Below are 26,082 nucleotides of genomic sequence, written 5' to 3'. Positions count from 1 at the left end.
CGATGCGCCGGTGCCGTCCGGCCTCGTGCATGCTCCACACTGCCGGTACGGCGATCCGGGTGCCACCGATTAACGGCGGAGCCGGCGCCGCCCGGTCACTCCTCCCCCGCGAGCGTCAGCGACCGCAGTTTCTGGCCGGCGTACCAGGTCGCGAGCACGGTGACCCCGACCAGCAGCACCGTCGCGGTCGGCAGACCCACGTCGGAGGTCACGAGATTGCCGTCGGCGACCTTCTGGGCCACGGCCAGCGACCACTGCTGGACGCTCAGGGTGCGGGCGCCGGGCACAAGGGAGCCGAACAGCGCCTCCCAGACGAGGGCATACACGAGTCCGAAGACCACCGCGTGCCGGGACACCGTGCCCAGCAGCAGGAAGAGCGCGGCGTAGGCGATGGAGGCGACCAGCGCGGCGATCGTGTAGGCGACGGCGACCTGCTGGCCGTTGCCGTTGAGGATCAGACCGGCGAGCAGCGTGGGCACGGCGGAGAAGACCATGGTCACGGCGATGGCGACGATCAGCTTGGTGAAGATGATCGTCGGCCGTCTGACCGGCTTGGACAGCAGGTACACGACCGAGCCGTCGTCGATCTCCGGGCCGATGGCACCGGTGCCGGCGATGACGCCGATGATCGGCACCATGGTGGCGAGCGCGAACCCACCGAGCACGTCGGACGCCGTCTGGTCGTCGGCTCCGGTGAGCGCCCGCACCACCACGGCGATGACGAGCAGCAGCAGGGGGAGCGCACCGAGGATGAGGGCCCGGCGGCGGCCGAGCAGGGCTCGGTAGGTGAGCCGGGCGACTGTGGGGTCGTACATTCTTCGGCCTCCTACGCCGCGACGAGATACGAGAAGACGGACTCGAGGGACTCGTCGGACGGCGAGACCGTGAGCAGCCGGATGCCGTGGTCACGGGCGACCTTGGGCAGCAGTGCCGTGAACCGGCCGAAGTCGACGGCCTGGATGCGCAGTGCGCCCTCGGCGACGTCGACCTCGATGCCGGACGTCGAAGGGTCGGCGATCAGCGCCGCGGCGAGTGCCCGGTCGTCGCTGGAGCGCACCAGGTAGCGGTGCGGCCGGTCGGTCATCAGGCGGCGGATCTTGCGGAAGTCGCCGCTGGCCGCGTGGCGTCCGGCGACGATGACCTCGATGTGCCAGGCGAGTTGCTCGACCTCTTCGAGGATGTGCGAGGAGAACAGCACGGTGCGACCCTCGTCGCCCATGCGGCGCAGCAGGTCCATCAGCTGCATGCGCTGGCGCGGGTCCATGCCGTTGAACGGCTCGTCGAGCAGGAGCAGGGAGGGCTGGTGGACGAGGGCGGATGCCATCTTGACGCGCTGCCGCATGCCCTTGGAGTACGTGGCGATCTTGCGGTCCTGCGCATAGGCCATCTCCACCGTGGCGAGCGCCTGGTCGGCCGCCTTGGCGCCGAGGCCGTGCAGTTCGGCGTTGGCCAGGACGAACTCGCGGCCGGTGAGGAAGTCGTACATCGCCTCCCGTTCGGGGACGACGCCGATGTGCTGGTAGATGGCCTCGTTGCGCCAGACCGGCTGTCCGTCGAGGGTGACGGTGCCGGTGGAGGGGGCGAGGAAGCCGCCCATCATGTTGATGAGGGTGGACTTGCCGGCGCCGTTGGGGCCGAGGAGGCCGGTGACACCCGGGCCGATCGTCATGGTGATGTCGTTGACGGCGACCACGTTGCCGAACCAGCGGGAGACGTGGTCGATGGAGAGAGTGCTCATGGGCGCAGCCCATTCCTTGGAAGGGTGGTGGCGGGCGACGGGGCGGGCGTGGTCACAGTCCCACCTTCTTGTAGCGGCGCATCAGGAGGCCGTAGGCGCCGGCGATCAGGCCCAGGGTGACGAGGACGTACACCGCGCCTTCCGCGGAGCTCGGGCCGCTTCCGCCGGGGAAGGATGAGGTGGCGCCCAGGAAGGCGGACTGCACGCCGTCGATGAGCGTGATCGGCGAGAACAGGCCGATCCAGGCGATGGAGCCGGAGCTGTCCTGGACATCGGCGATGGCCTGGAGGGTGGAGACCGCGCCGTAGGTGATGGTGAGGACGGCGATGACGGCGGCGATGCCGAAGCCTCGGCGCGGGGTGACAGCGGCGACGACCAGGCCGAGGCCGGCGAAGAGCAGCGAGAGCAGTGCCACGGAGACGAGTCCCTGGGCGAATCCCTTGGTCTGGTCCGCGAAGTCGAGCTTGGCGAGCAGGGCGCCCACGTAGAGCACCAGCAGGGGTGCGGCGGTGAGGATGAACAGGGCGGAGGCCAGTGCCGCGTACTTGGCGCGGACGTAGTCGGCGGTCTCGATGGGCCGGGAGAAATAGAGCGGCACGGTCTTGAAGCGCAGGTCGCGCGAGACGGACTGGGGCGCCTGGGAGGCGACGTAGAGGCTGATGACGGCCTGGAGGACGATCGCGTAGCGCGTGTAGTCCAGGGGCAGTTCGTCGGCCTTGGTGGCGACCGCTACCGCGACCATGATGCCGGCGGGCAGGCACATCACCACGAACAGGAGCATCGGCAGCACCTTGGACTTGGCCGAGCGGCCGAGGCCGTAGGCGCCACGCAGGGACTGCGAGTACAGGGAGCGGCGGGCGTAGGCGCGGCCGAGGCGGGGGCCGTCGTAGCTGCGGTAGCCGATGTTGTGGATGCGGGTCTGGTCGCCCGGCATCGTGGCCTTCGCCGGCAGGGGCTGTTCAGTTGCCATGGCCGACCGCCTCCTTCCGTGCTGCGTCGCTGTCCTTGAAGACCTCCGAGATGTGGTGCCTGCGCTGCTCCATGCGCACCAGGCCGAGGCCGAGGTCCGCGATGACGTCCCGGACGAGGTCGTACGTCTCGTCGCCGGACGCGCTGAGCAGCAGGACGTGGCCGGCGCCGGGCAGGCCGCTGCCGTCCTCGGTGGTGACCCCGCGCGCGTGGAGCGCGTCGCGCACCGCGCGGGTGCCGTCTGGGTGCTCGTCGGTGTCGGTGACCTCGATCGCGAGGGTCGTGGTGGTCTGGGTGAAGTCGGTGGTGGAGCTGGACCGCAGCAGCTTGCCGCCGTCGACGACGACCACGTGGTCGCAGGTGCGTTCCAGTTCGCCGAGGAGGTGGGAGGTGACGAGGACCGAGATGCCGAAGTCGGTGTGCACGCGGCGGATGAGGCCCAGCATCTCGTCGCGGCCGACCGGGTCGAGGCCGTTGGTCGGTTCGTCCAGGAAGACCAGCTGCGGGTCGTGGACCAGGGCCTGCGCGAGCTTCACACGCTGCTTCATGCCGGTCGAGTAGCCGCCGATGGGGCGGTAGCGCTCCTCGTACAGGCCGACGTGGCGCAGGGTGTCGGCGGTCCGCTCGCGGGCGGCGGCCGGCGGCAGGCCGGACATGCGTGCCATGTGGACGACGAACTCGGTCGCCGAGACGTCGGGTGGCAGACAGTCGTGTTCCGGCATGTAGCCGACCCGCTCGCGGATGTCGGCGCCCTTGGTGGCGACGTCGAGACCGAGCACTTCGGCGCGGCCCTCGGTGGCGGGGGACAGACCCAGCAGGATCTTGATCAGAGTGGACTTGCCGGCGCCGTTGGCGCCCACGAGTCCGGTCACACCGGGTCCGATGTCCACGGAGAGCCGGTCGAGCGCGGTCACCCGGGGGAACCGCTTGCTCAGGCTTTCGGTCGCGATCACAGTCACATCCACGACAGTAGTGACGCCCGCCACTCCGGTCGTCAGACCGGAGAGCCGTCTTGGAATCAGACTCGAGTAGTACGGGCCCGTAGGGGATGCCGTACCTGAGGGCCACGGCGAGACCCACGGTCCCTCAGGGGCCTGGACGGGCGGGCTCGGGGGGGCCGGTGCCGGGAGGCCCTATTGACGATCGGTCTAACAACTGGGAGATTCGGCGGCGTCACGTGACGAGCGGGCAGGGCGGTCGGCGGGGGCGGCCGGAACGGGTGGAACGGGGCGGTCGGACCCCACCGGCCGGATGACGATCTGCCGCACGTGCGGCACTGGGCGGAGGAGCAATGGCGGTGCTGGACGGTGCGCGGGAGCGCTGGGTGCGCTCGGGCGAGGTGGAGCTGTGCGTGGCCGAGCTGGGCGACCCGCAGCAGCCGACGGTCGTGCTGGTGCACGGTTACCCGGACAGCAAGGAGGTCTGGTCCGAGGTGGCCGGCCGCCTCGCCGGCCGGTTCCACGTGGTGCTCTACGACGTCCGGGGCCACGGCCGGTCCAGCGCGCCGAACCCGCTGCGCGGCGGGTTCACGCTGGAGAAGCTGACGGACGACTTCCTGGCCGTGGCGGACGCGGTGAGCCCCGGTCGGCCCGTGCACCTGGTGGGCCACGACTGGGGTTCGGTGCAGTCGTGGGAGTTCGTCACGGTCAAGCGCACCGAAGGCCGGATAGCGTCCTTCACCTCGATGTCGGGGCCGTCCCTCGACCACTTCGGCCACTGGATCAACCGGCGGATCAAGCGGCCCACCCCCCGCCGGGTGGGCCAGCTCCTCGGCCAGGGCGCCAAGTCCTGGTACGTCTACCTCCTGCACACGCCGGTGCTTCCCGAACTGGCCTGGCGGGGCCCCCTCGGCAAGCGCTGGCCGGGAATCCTGCGGCGCGTCGAGCAGGTGCCCGGCGGCGACTACCCGACGCCGTCCCTGCCCACGGACGCCGCGCACGGAGCCTGGCTGTACCGGGACAACGTCCGGCCCCGGCTGCGACAGCCGCGCGACGACGCCCACGCCCACGCTCCCGTCCAGCTCGTCACACCCCTCGGTGACGCGTTCCTGTCCGAGCGGCTCTACGACGAACTGGAGCAGTGGGCGCCGCGGCTCACCCGCCGCACCCTGCCCGCCAAGCACTGGGTGCCGCGCACCCGGCCCGACCGGCTGGCGGACTGGATCACGGAGTTCGTCACCACCGTCGAGGACGGGCGGACCGAGGTGCCGGCGAGCGGCAGGCACGCCGACCGCTTCGCCGGCCAGCTGGTCCTGGTCACCGGTGCGGGCAGCGGCATCGGACGGGCGACGACGCTCGCGTTCGCCGAGGCCGGAGCGCGCGTGGTGGCCGTCGACCGGGACTCCGGGGCAGCGGCCCGCACCGCGGAGCTGTCCCGGCTCGCCGGAGCCCGGCAGGCCTGGACGGAGACCGCCGACGTCTCCGACGAGCAGGCCATGGAGAAACTCGCGGCCAAGGTCGTCGCGGAGTACGGCGTGGTGGACGTCCTCGTGAACAATGCGGGGATCGGCATGTCGGGCTCCTTCCTGCAGACGACGCCGGAGGACTGGAAGAAGGTCCTCGACGTCAATCTGTGGGGTGTGATCCACGGTTGCCGTCTTTTCGGCCGGCAGATGGCCGAGCGGGGGCAGGGCGGCCACATCGTGAACACCGCGTCGGCGGCCGCCTTCATGCCCTCCAGGCTCCTGCCCGCCTACAGCACCTCCAAGGCGGCCGTGCTGATGCTCAGCGAGTGCCTGCGCGCGGAACTGGCCGAGCAGGGCATCGGCGTCACGGCGGTCTGCCCCGGCATCGTCAACACCAACATCACCTCGACGGCGCGCTTCGCCGGGGCCGGCGCGGATGAGGAGAAGCGCCGGCAGCAGCGCAGCGCCCGGCTCTACGGGATGCGCAACTACCCGCCGGAGAAGGTCGCCGACGCGATTCTGGCGGCCGTCGTGCACGACCGGGCCGTCGTCCCCGTCACGCCGGAGGCGCGCGGCGCCCACCTCATGTCCCGTTTCCTGCCCGGGGCGTTGCGACGGCTGGCCCGCGTGTCGCCGCCGCTGTAGTTTCCACGCAAAATCGATCGCGTGCTGCCCGCCCGGCTCGGCACGCTGGCGGTATGAACGATGAACGCATGGACGACAGACGCACCGTGAAGGTGTCCAAGTACCTGTCGAAGCATCTGCGGCACCAGCCGGACCGGATCGGGCTCACGCTCGACGAGGCCGGCTGGGTCGAGATCGACACACTGATCGCCGCGGCGGCCGCGCACGGCTTCCGCTTCACCCGGCACGAGCTGGACCACGTGGTCGCCACCAACGACAAACGGCGCTTCGCCGTCGAGGGCACACGCATACGGGCCAGCCAGGGCCACAGCATCGACGTGGAGCTCGGGCTGCCCCCGGCGGACCCGCCTCCGTACCTCTACCACGGGACCGTGGCCCGGGCCCTCGCCGCGATCCGCACCGAGGGCCTGCGCCCGATGAACCGGCACGACGTGCACCTCTCGCCCGACCGGGAGACCGCCACCCGGGTCGGCGCCCGCCGCGGCCGGCCGGTCGTGCTGTCGGTGGACGCCGCCGCCATGCACCGCGACGGCCACGTCTTCCACGTCAGTGCGAACGGGGTCTGGCTGACCAAGTCCGTACCCCCGCGCTATCTGCGCTTCCCCGCATCGCACTGACCCCGCATCATCGGGGACATGGAGCATCTGCCCACGACCGAGTCCGCCGTGACCGCCCTCGTCGCCCTCGCCGCGGAATACGCGCGCGAGATCGAGGTGACCCATGACATCGGCGCAGATCAGACGTCCCGCCGCAGCACTGCGGGCCTGGGCGTGACCACGGATCCCGACGGCTCCCTTCCTCATGAGGCCCTCGTCGAGTTCGGCGGGGTGCCGCGGGTGAGCGTGCGGCTCTTCCCCGAGGACGACGCGCTGATCACCGTCGAGACCGTGGAATGCCCCGACATCCCGCGCGACGACGTGCCCGCGTTCCTCCGCTCCGTCTTCGGCGGGCCGGCCTACGTCCGGGCCCGCCGTTTTCCGCCCGGCTACCGTCTGGTCGTGCCGCTGCCCGGAGATCGCACGTACAAGGAACACGTGCCGATGATTCTCCTCACCCCCTGGCTGAGCAGCCGTGTGCGATGACGGCAGCGGCCGTTTCACGTGAAACCCGCCTGGCCGTTTCACGTGAAACCTGCGCGTCCGCATAGGCTCGGTGGCATGAGCCTGCGTCTGAGCACCGTGATCCTCCCGTACCGCCGCTGGCACGACGGCGGCCGCTCGACCTGGACTCGTGCCGAGCAGCTCGGTTTCCACAGCGCGTACACCTACGACCACCTCTCCTGGCGGAGTTTCCGGGACGGCCCGTGGTTCGGTGCCGTGCCGACCCTGACCGCCGCCGCGGCGGTCACCGAGCGGATGCGTCTCGGCACCCTGGTGACCTCGCCGAACTTCCGGCACCCGGTGACGCTCGCCAAGGAGCTGATCTCCCTCGACGACATCTCCGGGGGCCGGATCACGCTCGGCATAGGAGCGGGCGGCACCGGCTTCGACGCGACGGCGCTCGGCCAGGAGCCGTGGACGCCGCGCGAGCGGGCCGACCGGTTCGCCGAGTTCCTCCAGTTGCTCGACCGCCTGCTCACGGAGGAGGCGGTGTCGTACACGGGCGACTTCTACGCGGCGCACGAAGCGCGCAACATCCCGGGCTGCGTGCAGCGGCCCCGGCTGCCGTTCGCGGTGGCCGCCACCGGCCCGCGGGGGCTGCGGCTCGCCGCGCGGTACGGACAGGCCTGGGTGACCACCGGCGACCCGAAGCTGTACGAGAACGGCACTCCGGAGCAGTCGGTGCGGGCCCTGCGCGGGCAGGCCGAGAAGCTGGCCGACGCGTGCGCCGAGATCGGCCGCGACGTGGACGAGCTCGACAAGGTGCTGCTCACCGGCTTCACACCGGACCGTGGCCGGCCGCTGCAGTCCGTGGACGCGTTCGTGGACTTCGCGGGAACCCACCGGGAGCTGGGCTTCACCGAGATCGTCGTGCACTGGCCGATCCCCGATTCCGACTTCGCGACGGACGCCAAGGTATTCGAGAAGATCGCCATGGAGGCGCCGGCCCAGCTGCGCTGAAGACGCGCCGAGACGCTCCGTGCGGGCCCGGCCGGGCGACGGCGGGCCGGCGGGACGGAGGAGGCGCCGATGAGAGCCGTAGCTCACAGATGTGCAGACTCTCGCACGGGCGTGCGGGCATATGCGTGACAATGGCCGGGTGACCTCAGCGACCCGACAGCCCGAGACCCCGGCCGCCGCCGTACGCCCGCGACTGATCGCCACCGACCTGGACGGCACGCTGCTGCGCGACGACAAGTCGGTCTCCCCGCGCACGGTCGCCGCCCTGGCGGCCGCCGAGAAGGCGGGGATCGAGGTCTTCTTCGTCACCGGACGCCCCGCCCGCTGGATGGACGTCGTCAGCGAGCACGTCCACGGCCACGGCCTCGCCATCTGCGGCAACGGCGCCGCCGTGGTCGACCTGCACGGCGGCCCCGGCGCCCACCGCTTCGTGAAGGTCCGGGAGCTGGCCCGCGAGAACGCGCTGGACGCCGTACGGCTGCTGCGCGACGCGGCACCCGGCACGATGTACGCGGTGGAGCAGACCTACGGCTTCCACCAGGAGCCGGAGTACCCGAGGTTGCACATCGAGGTCCCCGACACCCTGGCACCCGCCGAGGAGCTGCTGGCGCCGGACGGGCGTGCCGCGGCCGAGCCCGTCCTCAAGATCCTGGCCTTCCACCCCGAGCTGGAGCCCGACGCCTTCCTCAAGCTGGCCCGCATCGCCATCGGCGACCGTGCCAATGTCACCCGGTCCAGCCCCAGCGCCCTGCTGGAGATCAGCGGACCGGAGGTCTCCAAGGCCAGCACGCTGGCCCTGTGCTGCGCCGAGCGCGGCATCTCGCACGAGGAGGTCGTCGCTTTCGGTGACATGCCGAACGACGTCGAGATGCTGACCTGGGCGGGGCGGTCCTACGCCATGGGCAATGCGCACCAGGAGGTGATCGCCGCCGCGTCGGGGCGGACGGTCGCCAACAACGACGACGGGGTGGCGGTCGTGATCGAGCGCATCCTGGCGGAGACGGCGTGAACCAGGCGTGGGCCGCAGGACGGCCCTGTCACAGGGGTCGCCCGGTCAGATCCGCACCCCGCGTCGCTCCAGCCAGGGCACGGGGTCCAGGGCCGAGCCCGTCTCCGGTGTGATCCGCACCTCGAAGTGCAGATGCGGCCCGGTGGAATTGCCGGTGCTGCCCGACTGCGCGATCCACTGCCCCGGCTCGACCCGCTCGCCCTGGTCGACGGCGACGGCGGCGAGGTGCGCGTACTGCGTGTAATAGCCGCCCGGGTGCCGGAGGACGACCTGGATGCCGAAGGCGCCCCCGCACGACACCCTGACGACCCGGCCCTCGCCGACCGCCCGCACCGGCGTCCCGACCGGCACCGCGAAGTCCTGCCCGGTGTGGCGGTTCGCCCACCGTGCACCGCCGCTGCCGAAGGACGCCGACAGTTCGTACGTCTCCACCGGTGTGACCCACGCCGACGAGGGGCGCCGCTCCGGCTGCTCCAGGCGGACCGCGCCCGGGCAGGAGCCGGCCGCCACCGAGGCATCCGCCTCGCCCTCCAGCCGGGCCCGCGCGGCCAGCAGTTTGCCCTCGATCTCCGTCTTGAGGTCCGCGAGCTCATCGTTGCGCTTGTCGAGCGCCTGCCGGGCCGCGGTCACCCGGGCCTCGTCCTCGGCGAGCCGGGCCTCCGCCCGCCTGCTCCGGCCGATCGCCCTGTCGACGGCCCGATCGGCACGGCGCAACGCACGCTGACCTCGCAACAGCTCGTCCGGGTCGTCGGCGAGCATCATCCGCGCGGTGACCGGAAGCCCGCCTCCGCTGCGGTACTGGGCGCGGGCGAGGGTACCCAGGTCCTCGTGCAGCGCGGCGCTCTCCCGCCGTTGCCTGTCGAGCTGTTCCTCGTAGTGCTGGGCCTTGGTCCGCAGCGCCTCGGCCTCGCGCCGGCCCCGCTCGTACCGCTCGGTGGCCTTGGCCGCCTCCTCGTACAGCCGCGCCACCTCCGTGCCGGCGGCGGTGCCGGGGCCACCGTCCTCCTCGGTGGCCCCGGTGGGGCGGGCGGCGAGCACGGCGAGTGCGCACAGCACCACCGGAACGAGCAGCGGATGGCGGCGAGATGAGCGCATGGCAGCGATCGTGGCCCGCGGACGGGCTCGCGGTCCTGTTCACGTCGTACGGGCGGGGGACCGGTTGCTGCACACGGCCCAGCGCGGTTGCTGCACATGGGGCAACACGCCGCTGACGCCCCCTCAGGACGGGGCGGCCTGGCGCCGCGTCAGTACGGCGCCTCCCACAGCACCGTCGTCCCGCTGCCGTCCGGGCCGATGCCGGGGCCGACGCGGCTGACGCCGCCGAGCGTCTCGGCCCGGCGCTCGAGGTTGTGCAGCCCACTGCGCCGGCCGCCCTCGGGGATGCCGACGCCGTCGTCCGCGACGGTCAGCCGCACGCCCGGCCGCCCGTCCGGCAGGATGGCCTCCGCGTCGACCACCACGTCGATCCGGGTGGCCCGGGCATGCCGGAAGGCGTTGGACAGGGCCTCGCGCAGGGCGGCGATGAGGTTCTTGCCGGTCAGGTCGCCCACCGCTTCGTCGACCGGGCCGACGAAGCGGTGCGAGGGCGTGAAGCCCAACGGCACGGCCGCCGTGGTGATCTCGCGCAGCACCCGGGCGCACAGACCCGCGGGGGCCTCGGCCGGCTGCCGCAGCGCGAAGATCGCCGAGCGGATCTCCTGGATGGTCACGTCGAGTTCGTCGACGGCCCTGCCCACTCCGTCGCGCACCTCGGGCACGAGCGGGCCGCGCTGGGCGCTCTCCAGCATCATGCCCGTGGCGAACAGCCGCTGGATGACGAGGTCGTGCAGGTCCCGGGCGATGCGGTCGCGGTCCTCGTACACGGCGAGCCGCTCCCGGTCACGCTGCGCGTCGGCCATCATCAGCGCCAGCGCGGCCTGCGCGGCGAACTGGCCGCCGAGCACGCGCTCCGCCCGTGTGAACGGATGCCCGCCCCGCGCCCGGGGCATCACCAGGCTGCCGAGGACTCGCCCGTCGTTGCACAGCGGCAGCAGCATCACCGGCCCGTAGGCGCGCACCGGCCCGGTGTCCAGCCGCGGGTCGGTGGCCGCGTCGTCGACGAACACGGCGTGCCCGGCGAGAAGTTCGGCGACCACGCCGTGGTCCGGCGGGATGACCGTGCCCAGTGCGTCCGTGGGCCGCGGCGCCGCGACGGCGGCGATCTCCATGCCTCCGCCGTCGGCCGTCAGCAGCACGATCCCGGCGGCCGCCCCGGAGAGCCGGCGGGCCTGTTCCGCGACGACCTGGAGTGCGTCGTCGGTGTCACCGCCGGAGAGCAGCGCGGTGGTGACGGCGACCGAGCCGTCGATCCAGCGTTCCCGCTGCTGCGCCGCCTCGTACAGACGCGCGTTGCCGATGGCGATCCCGGCCTCCGTGGCGAGGACTCGGACCATGGCGAGGTCGTAGTCGTCGAACGGCTCACCGTCCCGCTTGTCCGTCACGAAGAGGTTCCCGAAGATCTCCCCCTGCACCCGGACGGGCACTCCGAGGAAGGTGCGCATCGGCGGGTGGTGCTCGGGAAAGCCGCAGGAGCGGGGATCACCGGTCAGGTCCCTGAGCCGGACCGGCTCAGGGTCACGGAGGAGAGCGCCCAGCAGCCCCTTGCGACCGTCGGGCAGGCGCCCGATCCGCCGGGCGGTCGCCTCGTCGACGCCGTGGTGGACGAAGTCGGACAGGCCCTCGCCGTCCTCGGCGACGACACCGATCGCCGCGTACCGGGCGCCCGCGAGATCGGCCGCGGTCGCGCAGATCCGGTTCAGCGTGGAGTGCAGCTCCAGTCCGGTGCCGACCGACCGCATCGCCTCCAGCAGCTTCGGCACCCGCGCCAGGAGCTCGGCCGAGACGCCGTCGCGGGGCGTCGGAGGTCCGGGGGGCGGTGCTGCGGGCATGGACCGAGCCTAATCAGACCGTTTTGTTCAGGAAAGTCGGAAGGGTGGCTGCCCGGACCCGCGCACTGCCCGGACGGTCCGGCGCCCCCCGTCCCTCCCGTGGTCACCCCCGCCCCGTGGTCACCGGGCCGCCGCCAGGAGCTCCGACGCCGCCTCCCGCTCGGCCATCGTCCGCAGCGGTCCGTCCACGGCTGCCAGCTCCGCGTACGTGCCGCGCTGCACGACCCTGCCCTGATCCAGCACGATCACCTCGTCCACCGCGTCCAGGCCGGCCAGCCGGTGGGTGATGAGCAGGGTCGTACGGCCCTCGGTGGCGGCCAGCAGATCGGTGGTCAGCGCGTCGGCGGTGGGCAGGTCGAGATGCTCGGCCGGCTCGTCGAGCACGAGGACGGGGAAGTCGGCGAGCAGTGCACGGGCCAGGGCCAGCCGCTGCCGCTGGCCGCCCGACAACCGCGCCCCGTGCTCGCCGACCAATGTGTCCAGGCCGTCGGGCAGACCGTCGGTCCACTCCAGCAGGCGGGCCCGCGCCAGCGCGGCGCGCAGCTCGGGCTCCGTGGCGTCCTTCCTGGCCAGGAGCAGGTTCTCGCGCACCGAGCTGTCGAAGAGATGCGCGTCCTGCGCACACAGCCCGACGAGCCGTCGCACGTCGTCACCGTCCAGGGCGCCGGCGTCCGTGCCGGCCAGCGTGTAGGAGCCCGCGTCGGCGTCCAGGAACCGCAGCAGCACCTGGGCCAGCGTCGTCTTGCCGGAGCCGGACGGTCCGACCACGGCGATGCGGCGGCCCTCGGCCAGCGTCAGACCGAGGCCAGCGAGGGCGTCCCGTTCCTGCCCGGGGTGGCGTGCGGCCAGCCCCTCGAGGACGACCGGGAACGGTGACGCGGGCGCCTGCCGTGGCCGCACGGGTTCGCGTACGGGCGCGGGCGCGTCGAGCACCTCGTACACCCGCTCGGCGCTCCTGCGCACGCGCTGGCGGTACTGCACGGCCAGCGGCAGTCCGAGGACCGCTTCGAAGGCGGCCAGCGGGGTGAGGACCACGACGGCGACGGCCACGCCGGTGAGGCGGCCGTCGGCCACCGCCTGGACGCCGGTGAGCGCCGCACCCGCGACGGTCAGGCCGGAGATCAGCGCGACCAGGCCGTCGCCCAGCGCGGTGGCCGTGGCCGCACGCGAGGCGATCCGGGTCAGGGTGCCGTCGGCCCGTCGCGCCTCGGCGGTCCGCCCGGGCAGGGCACCGGCGACGGTCAGTTCGGCGGTACCGGTGAGCAGGTCGGTCACCCGGGTGGCCAGGACACCGCGAGCCGGGGCCAGCCGGTGCTCCGCCCGCCGCGCCACCGCCCCGGTGACCAGCGGGACGCCGGCCCCGGCCGCGAGCAGTCCGGCGGCGAGCACGGCACCGGCCTCCGGCAGCAGCCAGGCCGTGAAGCCGACCGACGCGGTGCAGACGGCCACGGCGGTGCCGGCGGGCAGCAGCCAGCGCAGCCAGTAGTCCTGCAGCGCGTCGACGTCGGCGACGAGCCGCGACAGCAGGTCGCCCCGCCGGCTGGTGCGCAGTCCGGCGGGCGCCAGCCGCTCCAGCCGCCGGTAGACGGCGACCCGGGTGTCGGCCAGCATCCGTAGCACGGCGTCGTGCGAGACGAGCCGCTCGGCATAGCGGAACACCGCCCGCCCGATCCCGAAGGCACGCGTCGCCGTCACGGCCACCATCAGATACAGCACCGGCGGTTGCTGCGACGCCCGCGAGATGAGCCACCCCGACGTGGCCATGAGTCCGACGGCACTGCCGAGCGCGAGGCTCCCCAGAAGCAGCGCGAGACCGAGCCGTCCGCGCCGGGCGGCGGACATCGCGCGCACCCGGGCGAGGACCCCGGCCGAAGTGTCCGGCGCCGGTTCCGGCGTGCCCGGACCGCCGGCGGGAGTCGGGGCGGTGGTTCCCGGCGCCTCCTCGACAGGGCGGTCCGCCACGGGCCTCGGGGCATCGCCGGCCGCGGGCGCCGAGACCGGTTCGTCGAGGCGCACCACGCGGTCGGCCACTTCCAGCAGGGCCGGACGGTGCACCACCAGCAGGACGGTCCGGCCGGCCGCGAGCCTGCGCACGGCGGCCACGACCTCGGCCTCGGTCGCCCCGTCCAGGGCGGCCGTCGGCTCGTCGAGCAGCAGCACCGGCCGGTCCGCGAGGAACGCCCGGGCCAGGGCGAGCCGCTGACGCTGCCCGGCGGACAGCCCGGCACCGTCCTCGCCGAGCACCGTGCCCGCCCCCTCCGGCAGCGCGTCCACGAACTCCAGCGCCCCGGCGTCGCGCAGCGCCCGCCGCACGGCCGCGTCGTCCGCCTCGGGACGGGCCAGTCGTACGTTCTCGGCGATCGTGCCCGCGAACAGGTGCGGACGTTGCGGCACCCAGGCGACGCGAGCGTGCCACTGCGCCGGGTCGAGCCCGGTCAGGTCGGCCCCGCCGATCCTGATCCGCCCGTGGGAGGGACGGACGAAGCCGAGGAGGGCGTGGAGAAGCGTCGACTTGCCCGCTCCGCTGGGTCCGACCAGCGCGACCGTCTCGCCGGGCTCGACGACGAGGTCCACGTCCGACACGGCGTCCGCGGTACGCCCCGGGTAGCGCACGGTCACGCCCTCGAAGGACAGCGCGCCGTCCGGCGGCACCGGTCGGTCGCCCGAGGACGGGGCGGGCGTCTCCAGTACCGAGAAGATCTCCTCGGCGGCGGCGAGGCCCTCGGCTGCCGCGTGATACTGCGCTCCCACCTGCCTCAGCGGCAGATAGGCCTCGGGCGCGAGCACGAGCACGAGCAGGCCGTCGTACAGGGCCATGTCGCCGTGGACGAGCCGCATGCCGATGGTCACGGCGACGAGTGCCACCGAGAGCGTGGCGAGCAGTTCCAGGGCGAAGGAGGACAGGAAGGCGATCCGCAGGGTCCGCATGGTCGCCTGCCGGTATGCGCCGGTGATGCGTCTGATCGACTCGGCCTGTGCCTTGGCCCTGCCGAACACCTTCAGCGTCGGCAGCCCCGCGGCCACGTCCAAGAAGTGCCCGGACAGCCGGGACAGCAGCCGCCACTGCCGGTCCATCCGCGACTGCGTGGCCCAGCCGATCAGCATCATGAAGACCGGGATGAGCGGCAGGGTGGCGACGATGATGGCCGCCGAGACCCAGTCCTCGGTGACGATCCGCGCCAGCACCGCCACCGGCACGACCACCGCGAGCCCCAACTGCGGCAGGTAGCGCGAGAAGTAGTCGTCGAGGGCGTCGACTCCCCGGGTGGCCAGGGCGACGAGCGACCCGGTGCGCTGTCCGCTCAGCCAGCCGGGGCCGAGCGCCGTCGCCCGTTCCAGGAGCCGGCCCCGCAGCTCCGACTTCACGGCCGCGCTCGCCCGGTGCGCGGCCAGTTCGGTCAGCCAGCCGATCAGGCCCCGGCCACAGGCGACGGCCACCAACAGCAACAGCGGGGTGCGCAGTTCGGCGGCCGTCATACCGTGCTGGAAGGCGCCCACCACGGTCTCGGCGATGAGCATCGCCTGGGCCACGACCAGTCCGGCCCCGACGGCGCCCAGGACGACGACCGCCACCAGGAAGAACCGCGTGGCGCGGGCGTACCGCAGCAGTCGTGGATCGATCGGTTTCACGTGAAACACACCCCGCCCGGACTCAGTGCGCGGCGTCGGCGAGGTGCTGAGTGCCGATCCGCTTGCGGAACACCCAGTAGGTCCACCCCTGGTAGAGCAGGACGACCGGGGTGGCGATCACGGCCAGCCAGGTCATGATCTTCAAGGTGTACGGGCTGGACGAGGCGTTGGTGACGGTGAGGCTCCAGTCCGCGTTCAGCGTGGAGGGCATGACGTTCGGAAACAGCGTCAGGAAGAGCATCGCCACAGCCGCCACGATGGTGACGCCGGACAGCGCGAACGCCCAGCCCTCACGCCCCGCCTGATTCGCCAGCAGCGCGACGACCAGGGCGGCGACGGCCACCACCAGCGCGACCAGGCTCTTGCCGTCGCCGCTGTCGGCCTGCGTCCACAGCAGGAAGACGAGGGCCAGCACCGCGGCGACGAGGCCCACCCGCAGTGCGAGTGCCCGCGCCCGTCCGCGGATCTCACCGACGGTCTTGAGCGCGGTGAACACCGTTCCGTGGAAAGTGAACAGGGTCAGGGTGACCAGGCCGCCGAGGAGGGCGTACGGGTTCATCAGGTCCCAGACGGTGCCGACGTACTCCAGGTCCCGGTCGATCTCCACTCCGTGGACGATGTTGCCGAAGGCGACGCCCCACAGGAACGCCGGGATCAGCGAGGTCCAGAAGATCGCGGTCTCCCAGTTGCGCTGCCAGCGCTCCTCGGGCCGCTTCACCCGGTACTCGAAGGCGACGCCCCGGACGATCAGGCAGAGCAGGATGACCAGCAGGGGAAGGTAGAAGCCGGAGAAGAGGGTGGCGTACCACTCCGGGAAGGCGGCGAACGTGGCGCCGCCGGCCGTCAGCAGCCACACCTCGTTGCCGTCCCAGACGGGACCGATCGTGTTGATCAGCACCCGCTTCTCGGCACGGTCACGGGCGAGCAGCCGGGTGAGCACGCCGACCCCGAAGTCGAAACCCTCCAGGAAGAAGTAGCCGGTCCACAGGACGGCGATCAGAACGAACCAGACGTCGTGCAGTTCCATGACTGTGCAGCTCCCTCGGCCTAGTACGAGAAGGCCATCGGCTTGTCGGCGTCACGGGCGTCGCCGCCGATCTTCGTGGGCGGGTTGAGGTCGGCCTCGGTGAGCTCGGGCGGACCGGCCTTGACGTACTTCACCAGCAGCTTGACCTCGACGACGGCGAGGACGGCGTAGAGCAGGGTGAAGGCGATCATCGAGGTGAGGACCTCGGCCGTGGAGACACCGGGGGAGACCGCGTCACGGGTCTGGAACAGGCCGTAGACGACCCAGGGCTGACGGCCCATCTCGGTGAAGATCCAACCCCAGGAGTTGGCGATCAGCGGGAAGGCCATCGTCCAGACCGTCAGCAGCCAGTACAGCCGTGAGAGCTTCGCCCCGAGCGGCTTCCTCAGCAGCACCAGACGGGGCACCTCGTCCTCACCGGTCCGCCAGGCCGCCGGCAGCATGAACTTCTTCCGGGTCAGCCACAGTCCCAGCAGACCGAGCGAGAAGGACGCCATGCCGAAGCCGATCATCCACCGGAATCCCCAGTAGGCGACGGGGACGATGGGCTTGTAGTCACCGGGTCCGAACTGCTCCTGCTCGGCCTTGTTGGTGTCGTTGATGCCGGGCACGTACGAGTCGAAGTCGCTGTGGGCCAGGAAGGACAGCAGGCCGGGGATCTCGAGGGCGACCTTGTTGTGCCCCTTGTCGACGTCGCCGTAGGCGAAGACGGAGAAGGGCGCCGGCTGTTCCCCGTCCCACAGGGCCTCGGCGGCGGCCATCTTCATCGGCTGCTGCTCGTACATGACCTTGCCTAGGGTGTCGCCGCTGACGGCGGTGAGCAGGCCGCCGACGGCCAGAGTGACCAGGCCGAGCCGCAGCGAGGTGCGCATCACCGGGATGTGCTTCTTGCGCATCAGGTGGAAGGCGGCGATGCCCGCCATGAAGGCGCCGCCCGTCAGGAAGGCTGCCGAGAAGCTGTGGAAGACCTGGTTGAGCGCGGTGTTCTGGGTGAGGACCTGCCAGAAGTCGGTGAGTTCGGCGCGGCCCTTCTCCTCGTTGATCCGGTAGCCGACGGGGTGCTGCATCCAGGAGTTGGCGGCGAGGATGAAGTACGCCGACAGCAGCGTGCCGATCGAGACCATCCAGATGCAGGCCAGGTGGATCCTCTTCGGCAGCTTGTCCCAGCCGAAGATCCACAGGCCGATGAAGGTCGACTCGAAGAAGAAGGCGATCAGCGCCTCGAACGCGAGCGGTGCGCCGAAGATGTCACCGACGAAGCGGGAGTAGTCGGACCAGTTCATACCGAACTGGAACTCCTGCACGATGCCGGTGACGACACCCATGGCGATGTTGATCAGGAAGAGCTTGCCCCAGAACTTCGTCGCCCTGAGGTACTTCTCCTTCTCCGTGCGCACCCAGGCGGTCTGCAGCCCGGCCGTGAGAGCGGCCAACGAGATCGTCAGTGGCACGAAGAGGAAGTGGTAGACGGTCGTGATGCCGAACTGCCATCGCGCCAGTGTCTCCGGCGCCAAAGCCATGTCCACGTCGTCGGCCTCCTTGCATCGCCGTGGTTCCGGCTGTTTGTGCGTGTATATGCCACCTGTCTCGGGAGCAAACAGACACGCTTGTGAACGCGTTCACATTCACAAGCAATTATGACTTACAGCTTTTCGACGTCGGAAGGGGGGTCCCTTGTGACGTCAACCCCTTGGCAAGAACTTCAACATCTTGTTGAATCCGCGGCATGAACCCCACGGACACGCAGGGGCATCACGCCCGGATACGCATCTCCTGGCCCGCGGGCCATCTCACCGCGGCACTCGAGGAGACCCCCACCACACAGGCGCTGCTCAAGGCCCTGCCGCTCACCGCCTCCGCCCACACCTGGGGCGAGGAGGTGTACTTCGACACAGGTGTGTCGGTTTCACGTGAAACGGATGCCCGGCAGGTCGTCGAGCCGGGCACCGTCGCTTTCTGGACCGACGGCGACGCGCTGGCTCTCCCGTACGGCCCCACGCCGATCTCGCGAGGCGACGAGTGCCGCCTCGCGAGCCCGTGCAACGTCCTCGGCCACGTCGAAGGCGACCCCCGCCGGCTGGCGACGGTGCGCGACGGCGACCCCGTACGCGTGGAGGCGGTGGACGCCTGACGCTCACCGCCCCGGTGGACGCCTGACGTCCACGCCCCCATAGACGCCCGACGCCCACCTCGGTGGACGCCCGACGTCACCGCCTCGTCAGATCTCCTTGCGGAACGCTTCCGACACCTTCAGGAAGATGTCGTTCGCCTCGCTCTCCCCGACGGTCACCCGCACACCCTCGCCCGGGAACGGCCGTACGACCACGCCGGCCCGCTCACACGCCTCCGCGAAGGCGACCGTGCGCTCCCCCAGCCGCAGCCACACGAAGTTGGCGTGGGTCTCCGGCACCGTCCAGCCCTGCGCGCGCAGACCGTCGACCACACGGGTGCGCTCGCAGACCAGCGAGCCGACCCGGCCGATCAGCTCGTCCTCGGCCCGCAGCGAGGCGATCGCCGCCTCCTGGGCGATCTGGCTCACGCCGAAGGGCACGGCCGTCTTGCGCAGCGCGGCCGCCACCGGCTCATGGGCGATCGCGAAGCCGACCCGCAGCCCGGCGAGGCCGTACGCCTTCGAGAAGGTCCGCAGCACACAGACGTTGGGCCGCTCCCGGTAGATCTCGACGCCGTCCGGCACCTCGGGATCGCGGATGAACTCGCGGTAGGCCTCGTCGAGGACCACGAGCACGTCGCTCGGCACCCGGTCGAGGAAGCGCTCCAGCTCGGCCCGGCGCACCACCGTGCCCGTCGGGTTGTTCGGGTTGCAGACGAAGATCAGCCGCGTCCGGTCGGTGATCGCGGCGGCCATGGCGTCGAGGTCGTGCTCCTCGCCCGGCGTCAGCGGCACCTTCACCGAGGTCGCCCCGCTGATCTGCGTGATGATCGGATACGCCTCGAAGGAACGCCAGGCGTAGATCACCTCGTCGCCGGGACCGGAGGTCGCCTGGATCAGCTGCTGTGCCACACCGACCGACCCGGTACCGGTGGCCAGGTGGGAGAGCGGGACGCCGAACCGTTCCGACAGCTCGTTCATCAGGGCCGTGCAGGCCATGTCCGGGTACCGGTTGAAGGACGAGGCCGCGGCCGCGACCGTCTCCATCACACCCGGCAGCGGCGGGTACGGGTTCTCGTTGGAGGACAGCTTGTAGGCCACCGGCCCGTCCGCCGCGGCGGGCTTGCCCGGCTTGTAGGTGGGAATTCCCTCCAGCTCGGCGCGCAGCTTGGGGCTCGTCTCGCTCACCGCAGTCCTCCTCGTGACCACCACCGGCATCGAATACTTCTCACCTTATGAGGATTCGGCGCCGCTGCGTATAGGTGCGGGCGGACCTCCTCCGTCACATCGGCATCAGGGGCATCAGTACACGAAGGCGCACGATTCGGGGGGCGCGCTGCACATATATCTACGCGCCGGTGGCTCGCGCCGTGGCGCGCATCCCCCGTGCAGGTGAGTTGAGACCTCTTCGCAACATCGGCCAGTCGCCAGGCCCCTGCTCGCCGACACGTCACTTACTGGGGCACAGGCCCTCAACCTCCTTGCTTTCAAAGGCTGTTACGCCCACGCCGCCATGCAGAAACGTGCCTGTCAACGCGTGCATATGCGTCCGCCCTACCCCGCCGCATGAGCCCTACTATCGGCTCGCCATGACAGCAGCAGGGAAGCACCAGGTGAGCCGCTCGGAAACCTCACGTCGAGGCAGTCGGCCGGGCCGTGCGGGTATCAGAGACGTGGCCGCCGCCGCCGGAGTATCCATCACGACCGTCTCCGACGCCCTCAACGGCAAGGGCCGGCTCCCGGATGCCACCCGGCGCCACGTCCGCGAGGTCGCCGACCGGCTGGGATACCGGCCGTCGGCCGCCGCCCGTACGCTCCGCACCGGCAAGTCGGGACTGATCGGCCTGACGGTGACGACGTACGGGAATGAACCTTTCACCTTCACCGAGTTCGCGTACTTCGCCGAGATGGCGCGTGCCGCCACCTCCGCCGCGCTCGCCCGCGGCTACGCCCTCGTGATCCTCCCGGCGACCTCCCGCCACGACGTGTGGTCCAACGTCGCGCTGGACGGCACGGTCGTCATCGACCCCTCCGACCAGGACCCGGTCGTCAGCGAGCTGGTCCGGCAGGGCTTACCGGTCGTCTCCGACGGCCGCCCGGCCGGCGCGCTCCCCGTCACCGCCTGGGTCGACAACGACCACGAGGCCGCCGTCCTCGGCATCCTCGACCACCTGGCCGCCGCCGGCGCCCGCCGGATCGGCCTGCTCACCGGCACCACGACCGACACGTACACCCACCTGTCGACCACCGCCTACCTGCACTGGTGCGAGCGCGTCGGGCAGGACCCGGTCTACGAGGCCTACCCGGCACACGATCCGTGCGCGGGGGCGGTGGCCGCCGACCGGCTGCTCGCCCGGCCCGACCGGCCCGACGCCGTGTACGGCCTGTTCGACCCGAACGGCACCGACCTGCTCGCCGCCGCCCGCCGCTACGGCCTGCGCGTCCCGGAGGACCTGCTGCTGGTCTGCTGCAGCGAGTCCACGGTGTACGCCAGCACCGAGCCGCCCATCACCACCCTGTCGCTGAAGCCCCGCCGCATCGGCACTGCGGTGATCCAGCTCCTCATCGACGCCATCGAGGGGCTGGACTCCGAGCAGACGGTCGAGCAGGTGATACCGACGGAGCTGATCGTGCGGACGTCGTCGCAGCGCCGCCCGCCCCGGACGACGGTCAGCCCGCCGCGGTCACCCGACCACGAGTAGGGGCCGGCCGGAACACGGACCGCGAGCGGTGGACATCACGCCGGACGGGCCGGGGCGGTGAAGATCACGCCGATGTCACGGACGGGCGAAGACCGGCCCAATCGGGGCGAAAGCCGCAGTGAACCGGAGTCCTGCTCTGATTCACCACCCCTGGGTCATCACACAGAGCGATCCGCATTCCTATGATGGGCCCACACACCGCGGGCCGCTGCGACCAGGCAGTCCGAAGCGGTGCAGATGCGGCGCGATGGTGGAGGGGTCTGATGACTCAGGGGGCCGGTCAGGGACCCGAGGTGGAGCGGACGGCGACGGTGCGCGACTTCCGGGTACCCGCGTACGTCCACGAGGCCGCTCCGTACGCCGCCCCCGGCACGCGCGTCGGCGAGGCCGCCCCTCCCTCCGAGGAGGGGTACGAGGAGGCCTATCCGGAGGGGTACACGCCCACCCAGCGCGACCTCCCCGTCATCCGCAGGGGTGACACGGTGCAGGTGACCGTCGACCCCGAACCTGCCCCGACGGCGCAGCCCGCCACGGGCCAGGGACCGCTGTTCGTCGTCGGCGACGTGCACGGCTATCTGGACCAGCTGGTCGCCGCCCTCCAGGAGAAGGGCCTCATCGATGCCGCCGGCCAGTGGTGCGCGGGCACCTCGCGCCTGTGGTTCCTCGGCGACTTCACCGACCGCGGCCCGGACGGCATCGGCGTCATCGACCTGGTGATGCGGCTGTCCGCCGAGGCCGCCGCGGCCGGCGGCTACTGCAAGGCGCTCATGGGCAACCACGAGCTGCTGCTGCTCGGTGCCAAGCGGTTCGGCGACACCCCCGTCAACTCCGGCGCCGGCACCGCCACCTTCCAGGCGGCCTGGCTGCTCAACGGAGGTCAGAAGACCGACATGGACCGGCTGCAGGACCACCATCTGCAGTGGATGGCCCGCCTCGACGCCATGGAGGAGGTCGACGACCACCTCCTGGTCCACTCGGACGCCACCACCTACCTCGACTACGGGCGCTCCATCGAGGAGGTCAACGACACCATCCGCGAGACGCTCACGCGCAACGACGCGGAAGAGGTGTGGGACCTGTTCCGCAAGCTCACCAAGCGCTTCTCCTTCCGCGACGAGGGCGGCGCCGACGCCGTCCGCTCGCTGCTGGACACGTACGGCGGCACCCGCATCGTCCACGGCCACAGCCCCATCCCCTATCTCCTGGGCGAGGTCGGGTCCGAGGACGGCGAGGACGACACCCGTACCGCGGTCGAGGGCCCCCACGTCTACGCGGACGGGCTGGCCATCGCGATGGACGGCGGCGTGACCATGGCCGGAAAGCTGCTGGTCCAGCAACTTCCGCTGACCGCCTGACGATTCACGGAACGGCCCTTCACCGGACGGCTGCCCTACAGGTCGGCACCCAATTTCTGGAAACCCCCTGTCACCGCGCGCCGTCACCGCTCTACCATCGGCTTATCCGTAGCAGGCTCCCCTCCGTTTCTGCCCGACGGCTCGTTGGCATGCGAGCCCCAAGCCCTACGGAGCATCGGGGGATGCACATGAACAGCGTTCCGCAGCATCTGTCGAACGAGGACCGCCAGGAGTACGAGCGGATCCTCGACGAGGCGCTGCGCTCCGCACCACACCGTCCGGAGCTGGCCGCTGTCGGACAGCGGCTCAACGCCGAACAACTGCGCACCATGGCACTCAACGCCTCCGCACTGATCGCGGCGGCTGCCACCACCGAGTACCAGCACTATGTGAAGGTCCGCGAGGAACTGCGTCATCCGGCGCCGTCCTCCGCGTCGTCCTCGCGCGACTCCGGATCCGACGAGCCGGGCACGGGCGCGGTGGGTCTCGCCGCCACCGTGGGGGAGGCCGCCGAGGCCGGCGCGGGTGCGGTCGCGGTCGTCGCCGTTCTGGCACCCGTCCTGGCCGGCACCGCGGCGGCGATCTTCCTGCTCGTCGGCTACGTCCTGAAGATGCTCGACCCGGGGCAGGCGTTCGCGCAGACCATGCTCACCACGGGCTGGGTCTTCGGCGGGGTGACCGCCGTCGCCATCCTCGTCGCGGGCGTGGGGCTGCTGCTCACCGCGCTGCGCAACCGCCCCTCGGCCGAGTCCGGCATCTACCGTCAACTCGACGGCGAGGTGGCCCGTGCCAGGGAAGCCTGGCACGACGCGCTGCTCGAACGCGGCATCCTGCCCTTCCTGCGGGAGGCGCTCGCCGATCCGAACGCGGCGGTCGCGCTGCACCCCGCGGGCCCGACGGCGCCGGCGAGCCGGATGCCGCACCTGGGCTACGACCGTCCGGGGTTCACGAGCCCGGACGACGGCCGGGAGGGCGCGCGCCCGAGCTACTCGAGCCCGGACTACAGCAGCCCGGACTTCGGCGGTCCGGAACACCGACCGGAGTAGCCACCGGCCGGGGCGGGCACGTCAGAGAATGCCCGCCCGGCCGGCGGCGTCGATCCAGGACGGGAACTCGGACAGCAGGCGGTCGTACAGCTCCTGGTCGGGGACGGTGCCGATGTCGTCCACGGCGAAGAACCCGACGTTGTCCACGCGACGGCCGGGCAGGGTGTCGAACCGCTCGAGCACCCCGTAGTCGGACCGGCCGAGGCCCACGAACTGCCAGAAGACCGGCTCCTCCACCGCTTCCCGCAGCTCCCGCTCGATCTCCCTGTTGCGGTAGACGCCGCCGTCGGAGAAGAACAGCACCAGCGTCGGTACCTGCGCCGGGTTGTCCCGGACGAAGGCCCGAACCTCGGCGATCACCTTCTGCTCCTCGTTCTGGATGCCGACCGCGCGCATGTCGACCTGGTCGTCCCGCAGTCCCTTCTTCCGTCCCCGGCGGAAGAGCGCCACCTCCCCCACCCGCACGTGCAGGCGCAGCCACTCGGGGAGATCGCCCAGCCTCAGGTCGGGCAGGCGTGCCGGGTTCGAGGCGAAGGTCCAGGCCTGCATCTCGCCGTCGTCGTCCAACTGCGCGGCGACGGCGGCCATGCGTTCCACCACGTCGGCGACCACGCCCTTGGAGTACAGGAAGGACATGGACCCGGAGGCGTCCAGGACCAGGACGACGCGCGCGGTGACGCCGGCGGCGCCGTGCTTGCGCAGGCTGACGGCGACCTGCTCCTTGCGCAGGGACAGCCGCTTGCGCATGTCGACGGGGAGGCGCTCCTCGCCCTTGATGAGCCGGGGGCCGGCCTGGGCGGACGCGGGCGGGGCCGTGGGCGCGGGAGGTACGGCGAGGACCGGCGGAGCCGGCTGCGGGGCCGGGGCGGACGGCACGGGAGGTGCCTGGGCGCACGGCGCGGGAGGTGCCGGGGTGGACGGGACCGTGGTGGACGGGGCGTCGTCCACCGTGATGCCGAAGTCGGTGGCCAGACCGGCGAGTCCGCTGGCGTAACCCTGTCCGACGGCCCGGAACTTCCAGTTCCCCCGACGCAGATACAACTCGCCGCCGACCAGCGCCGTCTCCGTGCCGGCCGCCATGTCGAAGCGGGCCAGCTCGGTCCCGCTGCCGGCGTCGAGCAGCCGCAGCGACAGTCCCGGCACCTGGCCGAAGGTCCCGCCGTCCGCGGAGGCGCACAGGACGATCCGCTCGACGCCGGGCTCCAGCGCGCGCAGATCCACCTCGACGGTGTCGGTCGTGACGCCGGACCCGGGCCCCGTCCCCTTCCTCAGGTGCCGCACCGCGCCGGACGCGTGCCGGGGCTGGTTGTAGAAGACGAAGTCGCCGTCGTCCCGTACGCGTCCGGCCGAGGTGAGCAGCAGCGCCGAGGCGTCCACCTCGGGCACCCCCGGCCCGGCGGACCAGCTGAGTGCGACGCGCACCACGGCGGAGTCGACGGGGAGATTGGCGCCCTTACTGAGGGAGGTGGCTGTCATGGACCCAGTCTGCCGAGGCGGGGCCCTCGGGGGGAGGGGTCGGGCCCGGCGGTCAGGCGCTGCAGCTCGGCACCGGTCGCGTACAGCGCCACCAGCAGCGGCCGCAGGGAACGGCCCGCCTCCGTCAGCTCGTAACGGGTGCGCACGGGAAAGCCCCGTAGCCGTTCGGCGGTCACCAGGCCCCTCTCCCGCAGTGCCGTGAGGCGCTCGCTGAGCACCTTCGCAGAGAGCTCGGGCAGCAGCGTCCGCAGCTCCGTGAATCCACGGGGGCCGCCCATGAGTTCGCGGAGCACCAGGGTGGTCCAGCGGCCGGACACCGCCGCGAGGGCGGTCTCCACGGGGCAGTCGGCTTCCGGACGGCGAGTGCGGCCCCGCGCATCGGGCACCAGCTCGTCGTCCCAGGCGTGGGCGTCCCCGCCATGGGCTTCCCTGCCATGGGCTTCCCTGCCATGGGCTTCCCCGCCGTGAGCGTCCCCGCCGTGGGTTCCCGTTTGGTGACCTGTGCCGGCGGGCTGTTCGCTTGCCACATGACCCATCCCCTCAGTGTGCCGCCGGCCACCAGCGCGGCCGAGCATCCGTACGTCTTCGAGCGAGCTTTCAACACCTTCGATCCACAGGTCCTCGACCAGGTCTACGAACCCGGTGCCGGTTTCGTCCCCGAGCCCGGCCGGCTGGTCACCGGAGCGGACCGCGTACGGGCCAACGACGCCTTCCTCGGCCTGCGCGTCCCGATCCGGGTGACGCCCCGGCACACCTACGTCGTCGGCGATCTGGCGTTGCTGATCGTCGACTTCGTCATCGACGGCATCGCCGCGCACGGCGGCACGGTGCACATCGAGGGAACCGCGACGGACGTGGCCCGCCGCGGCCCGGACGGATGCTGGCGCTACGCCGTCGACAACCCCTTCGGAGTGGCAGGGCCGCCCGTGTCCCCGGCGCCCCGCTGACGCCGGGCGGTCCCGGGGAGGGACCGCCCGGCGCGGG

General features: G+C 71.6%; 22 protein-coding genes. 10 read left to right on the top strand and 12 right to left on the bottom strand.

Translation table 11 applies throughout. From position 1 onward, the window contains the following. Positions 1-95: 95 nt before the first annotated feature. Genes AB0E77_RS23255 through AB0E77_RS23240 form a run of 4 tightly spaced genes read right to left on the bottom strand, consistent with a single transcriptional unit; the run spans position 96 to position 3,660 of the window. Entirely contained in the window at positions 96-815 is a 720-nt protein-coding gene (locus tag AB0E77_RS23255; protein ID WP_361573578.1) for an ABC transporter permease, read from the bottom strand. An 11-nt stretch (positions 816-826) separates the two neighbouring features. Continuing rightward, positions 827-1,738, bottom strand: a complete 912-nt coding sequence (locus AB0E77_RS23250; protein WP_361573576.1) for an ABC transporter ATP-binding protein — start codon at positions 1,736-1,738, stop codon at positions 827-829. A 52-nt stretch (positions 1,739-1,790) separates the two neighbouring features. After that, positions 1,791-2,708 (bottom strand): ABC transporter permease, encoded by a 918-nt coding sequence (locus AB0E77_RS23245; protein WP_361573574.1) that lies wholly within the window; start codon positions 2,706-2,708, stop codon positions 1,791-1,793. Continuing rightward, positions 2,698-3,660, bottom strand: a complete 963-nt coding sequence (locus AB0E77_RS23240) for an ABC transporter ATP-binding protein (RefSeq protein WP_361573572.1) — start codon at positions 3,658-3,660, stop codon at positions 2,698-2,700. Before AB0E77_RS23240 ends, AB0E77_RS23245 begins: the two co-directional genes overlap by 11 nt. A gap of 338 nt (positions 3,661-3,998) precedes the next feature. Between AB0E77_RS23240 and AB0E77_RS23235 the strand changes: the two genes are divergently transcribed. The 5 genes from AB0E77_RS23235 to AB0E77_RS23215 all read left to right on the top strand — a co-directional run bounded on the left by AB0E77_RS23235 (position 3,999) and on the right by AB0E77_RS23215 (position 8,825). Then, positions 3,999-5,756, top strand: a complete 1,758-nt coding sequence (locus AB0E77_RS23235) for an SDR family oxidoreductase (RefSeq protein WP_361573570.1) — start codon at positions 3,999-4,001, stop codon at positions 5,754-5,756. Between the two features lie 68 nt (positions 5,757-5,824). Beyond that, positions 5,825-6,373 carry an RNA 2'-phosphotransferase gene (locus AB0E77_RS23230; RefSeq protein WP_361573569.1) on the top strand — a complete coding sequence of 183 codons (549 nt, stop codon included), beginning with the start codon at positions 5,825-5,827 and terminating at the stop codon, positions 6,371-6,373. Between the two features lie 6 nt (positions 6,374-6,379). Next, on the top strand, positions 6,380-6,838 hold the full coding sequence (locus AB0E77_RS23225) for a hypothetical protein (RefSeq protein WP_361573599.1): 459 nt from the start codon (positions 6,380-6,382) through the stop codon (positions 6,836-6,838). Between the two features lie 75 nt (positions 6,839-6,913). Then, entirely contained in the window at positions 6,914-7,816 is a 903-nt protein-coding gene (locus AB0E77_RS23220; RefSeq protein WP_361573567.1) for an LLM class flavin-dependent oxidoreductase, read from the top strand. 121 nt (positions 7,817-7,937) lie between these two features. Beyond that, on the top strand, positions 7,938-8,825 hold the full coding sequence (locus tag AB0E77_RS23215; RefSeq protein ID WP_361573565.1) for an HAD family hydrolase: 888 nt from the start codon (positions 7,938-7,940) through the stop codon (positions 8,823-8,825). 45 nt (positions 8,826-8,870) lie between these two features. Here the strand turns inward: AB0E77_RS23215 and AB0E77_RS23210 are convergent, their stop codons facing one another. The 5 genes from AB0E77_RS23210 to AB0E77_RS23190 form a co-directional block, all read right to left on the bottom strand. Next, on the bottom strand, positions 8,871-9,920 hold the full coding sequence (locus AB0E77_RS23210; protein WP_361573563.1) for a peptidoglycan DD-metalloendopeptidase family protein: 1,050 nt from the start codon (positions 9,918-9,920) through the stop codon (positions 8,871-8,873). Between the two features lie 149 nt (positions 9,921-10,069). After that, positions 10,070-11,752 carry a GAF domain-containing protein gene (locus AB0E77_RS23205; protein WP_361573561.1) on the bottom strand — a complete coding sequence of 561 codons (1,683 nt, stop codon included), beginning with the start codon at positions 11,750-11,752 and terminating at the stop codon, positions 10,070-10,072. 120 nt (positions 11,753-11,872) lie between these two features. Further along, the gene (gene cydD, locus AB0E77_RS23200) at positions 11,873-15,382 is read right to left on the bottom strand and encodes a thiol reductant ABC exporter subunit CydD (protein WP_361573559.1); all 3,510 of its coding nucleotides are present in this window, start codon (positions 15,380-15,382) and stop codon (positions 11,873-11,875) included. Between the two features lie 22 nt (positions 15,383-15,404). Next, positions 15,405-16,409, bottom strand: coding sequence for a cytochrome d ubiquinol oxidase subunit II (gene cydB / locus AB0E77_RS23195; protein ID WP_361573557.1), 1,005 nt, complete (start codon positions 16,407-16,409; stop codon positions 15,405-15,407). Between the two features lie 20 nt (positions 16,410-16,429). Continuing rightward, positions 16,430-17,935 carry a cytochrome ubiquinol oxidase subunit I gene (locus tag AB0E77_RS23190; RefSeq protein WP_361573555.1) on the bottom strand — a complete coding sequence of 502 codons (1,506 nt, stop codon included), beginning with the start codon at positions 17,933-17,935 and terminating at the stop codon, positions 16,430-16,432. 200 nt (positions 17,936-18,135) lie between these two features. Here AB0E77_RS23190 and AB0E77_RS23185 point away from each other — a divergent pair, with 200 nt between their 5' ends. Further along, entirely contained in the window at positions 18,136-18,540 is a 405-nt protein-coding gene (locus tag AB0E77_RS23185; RefSeq protein WP_361573553.1) for a cyclophilin-like fold protein, read from the top strand. Between the two features lie 87 nt (positions 18,541-18,627). Here AB0E77_RS23185 and hisC read toward each other — a convergent pair whose 3' ends face one another. Beyond that, the gene (gene hisC, locus AB0E77_RS23180; protein WP_361573551.1) at positions 18,628-19,707 is read right to left on the bottom strand and encodes a histidinol-phosphate transaminase; all 1,080 of its coding nucleotides are present in this window, start codon (positions 19,705-19,707) and stop codon (positions 18,628-18,630) included. Positions 19,708-20,108: 401 nt separating this feature from the next. Here hisC and AB0E77_RS23175 point away from each other — a divergent pair, with 401 nt between their 5' ends. From AB0E77_RS23175 to AB0E77_RS23165, 3 genes are all read left to right on the top strand, one after another. Then, positions 20,109-21,221, top strand: coding sequence for a LacI family DNA-binding transcriptional regulator (locus AB0E77_RS23175; RefSeq protein ID WP_361573549.1), 1,113 nt, complete (start codon positions 20,109-20,111; stop codon positions 21,219-21,221). Positions 21,222-21,484: 263 nt separating this feature from the next. Further along, positions 21,485-22,576 (top strand): Ser/Thr/Tyr protein phosphatase SppA, encoded by a 1,092-nt coding sequence (gene sppA, locus AB0E77_RS23170; RefSeq protein ID WP_361573547.1) that lies wholly within the window; start codon positions 21,485-21,487, stop codon positions 22,574-22,576. Positions 22,577-22,758: 182 nt separating this feature from the next. Next, positions 22,759-23,622, top strand: coding sequence for a hypothetical protein (locus AB0E77_RS23165; protein WP_361573546.1), 864 nt, complete (start codon positions 22,759-22,761; stop codon positions 23,620-23,622). Between the two features lie 21 nt (positions 23,623-23,643). On the opposite strand, the gene AB0E77_RS23160 is transcribed toward AB0E77_RS23165, so the two are convergent. Together AB0E77_RS23160 and AB0E77_RS23155 are read right to left on the bottom strand one after the other, a co-directional pair. Next, a complete protein-coding gene (locus tag AB0E77_RS23160; protein WP_361573544.1) occupies positions 23,644-25,098 on the bottom strand; it encodes a VWA domain-containing protein in 1,455 nt (484 codons plus the stop codon). Beyond that, positions 25,095-25,436, bottom strand: a complete 342-nt coding sequence (locus AB0E77_RS23155) for a helix-turn-helix domain-containing protein (RefSeq protein WP_361573542.1) — start codon at positions 25,434-25,436, stop codon at positions 25,095-25,097. The genes AB0E77_RS23160 and AB0E77_RS23155 overlap by 4 nt, the downstream gene beginning before the upstream one ends. Positions 25,437-25,625: 189 nt before the next feature. On the opposite strand from AB0E77_RS23155, the gene AB0E77_RS23150 reads away from it, so the two are divergent. Further along, entirely contained in the window at positions 25,626-26,045 is a 420-nt protein-coding gene (locus tag AB0E77_RS23150) for a nuclear transport factor 2 family protein (protein WP_361573540.1), read from the top strand. The last annotated feature ends 37 nt before the right edge of the window (positions 26,046-26,082 follow it).

Origin of the sequence: Streptomyces sp. NPDC032940 (assembly GCF_040636935.1) — a bacterium.
In the GTDB taxonomy this organism is placed as follows: Bacteria; Actinomycetota; Actinomycetes; order Streptomycetales; family Streptomycetaceae; genus Streptomyces.
Note: the sequence above shows the minus strand (reverse complement) of the source record. Positions and strands in the feature narration are given on the sequence as shown.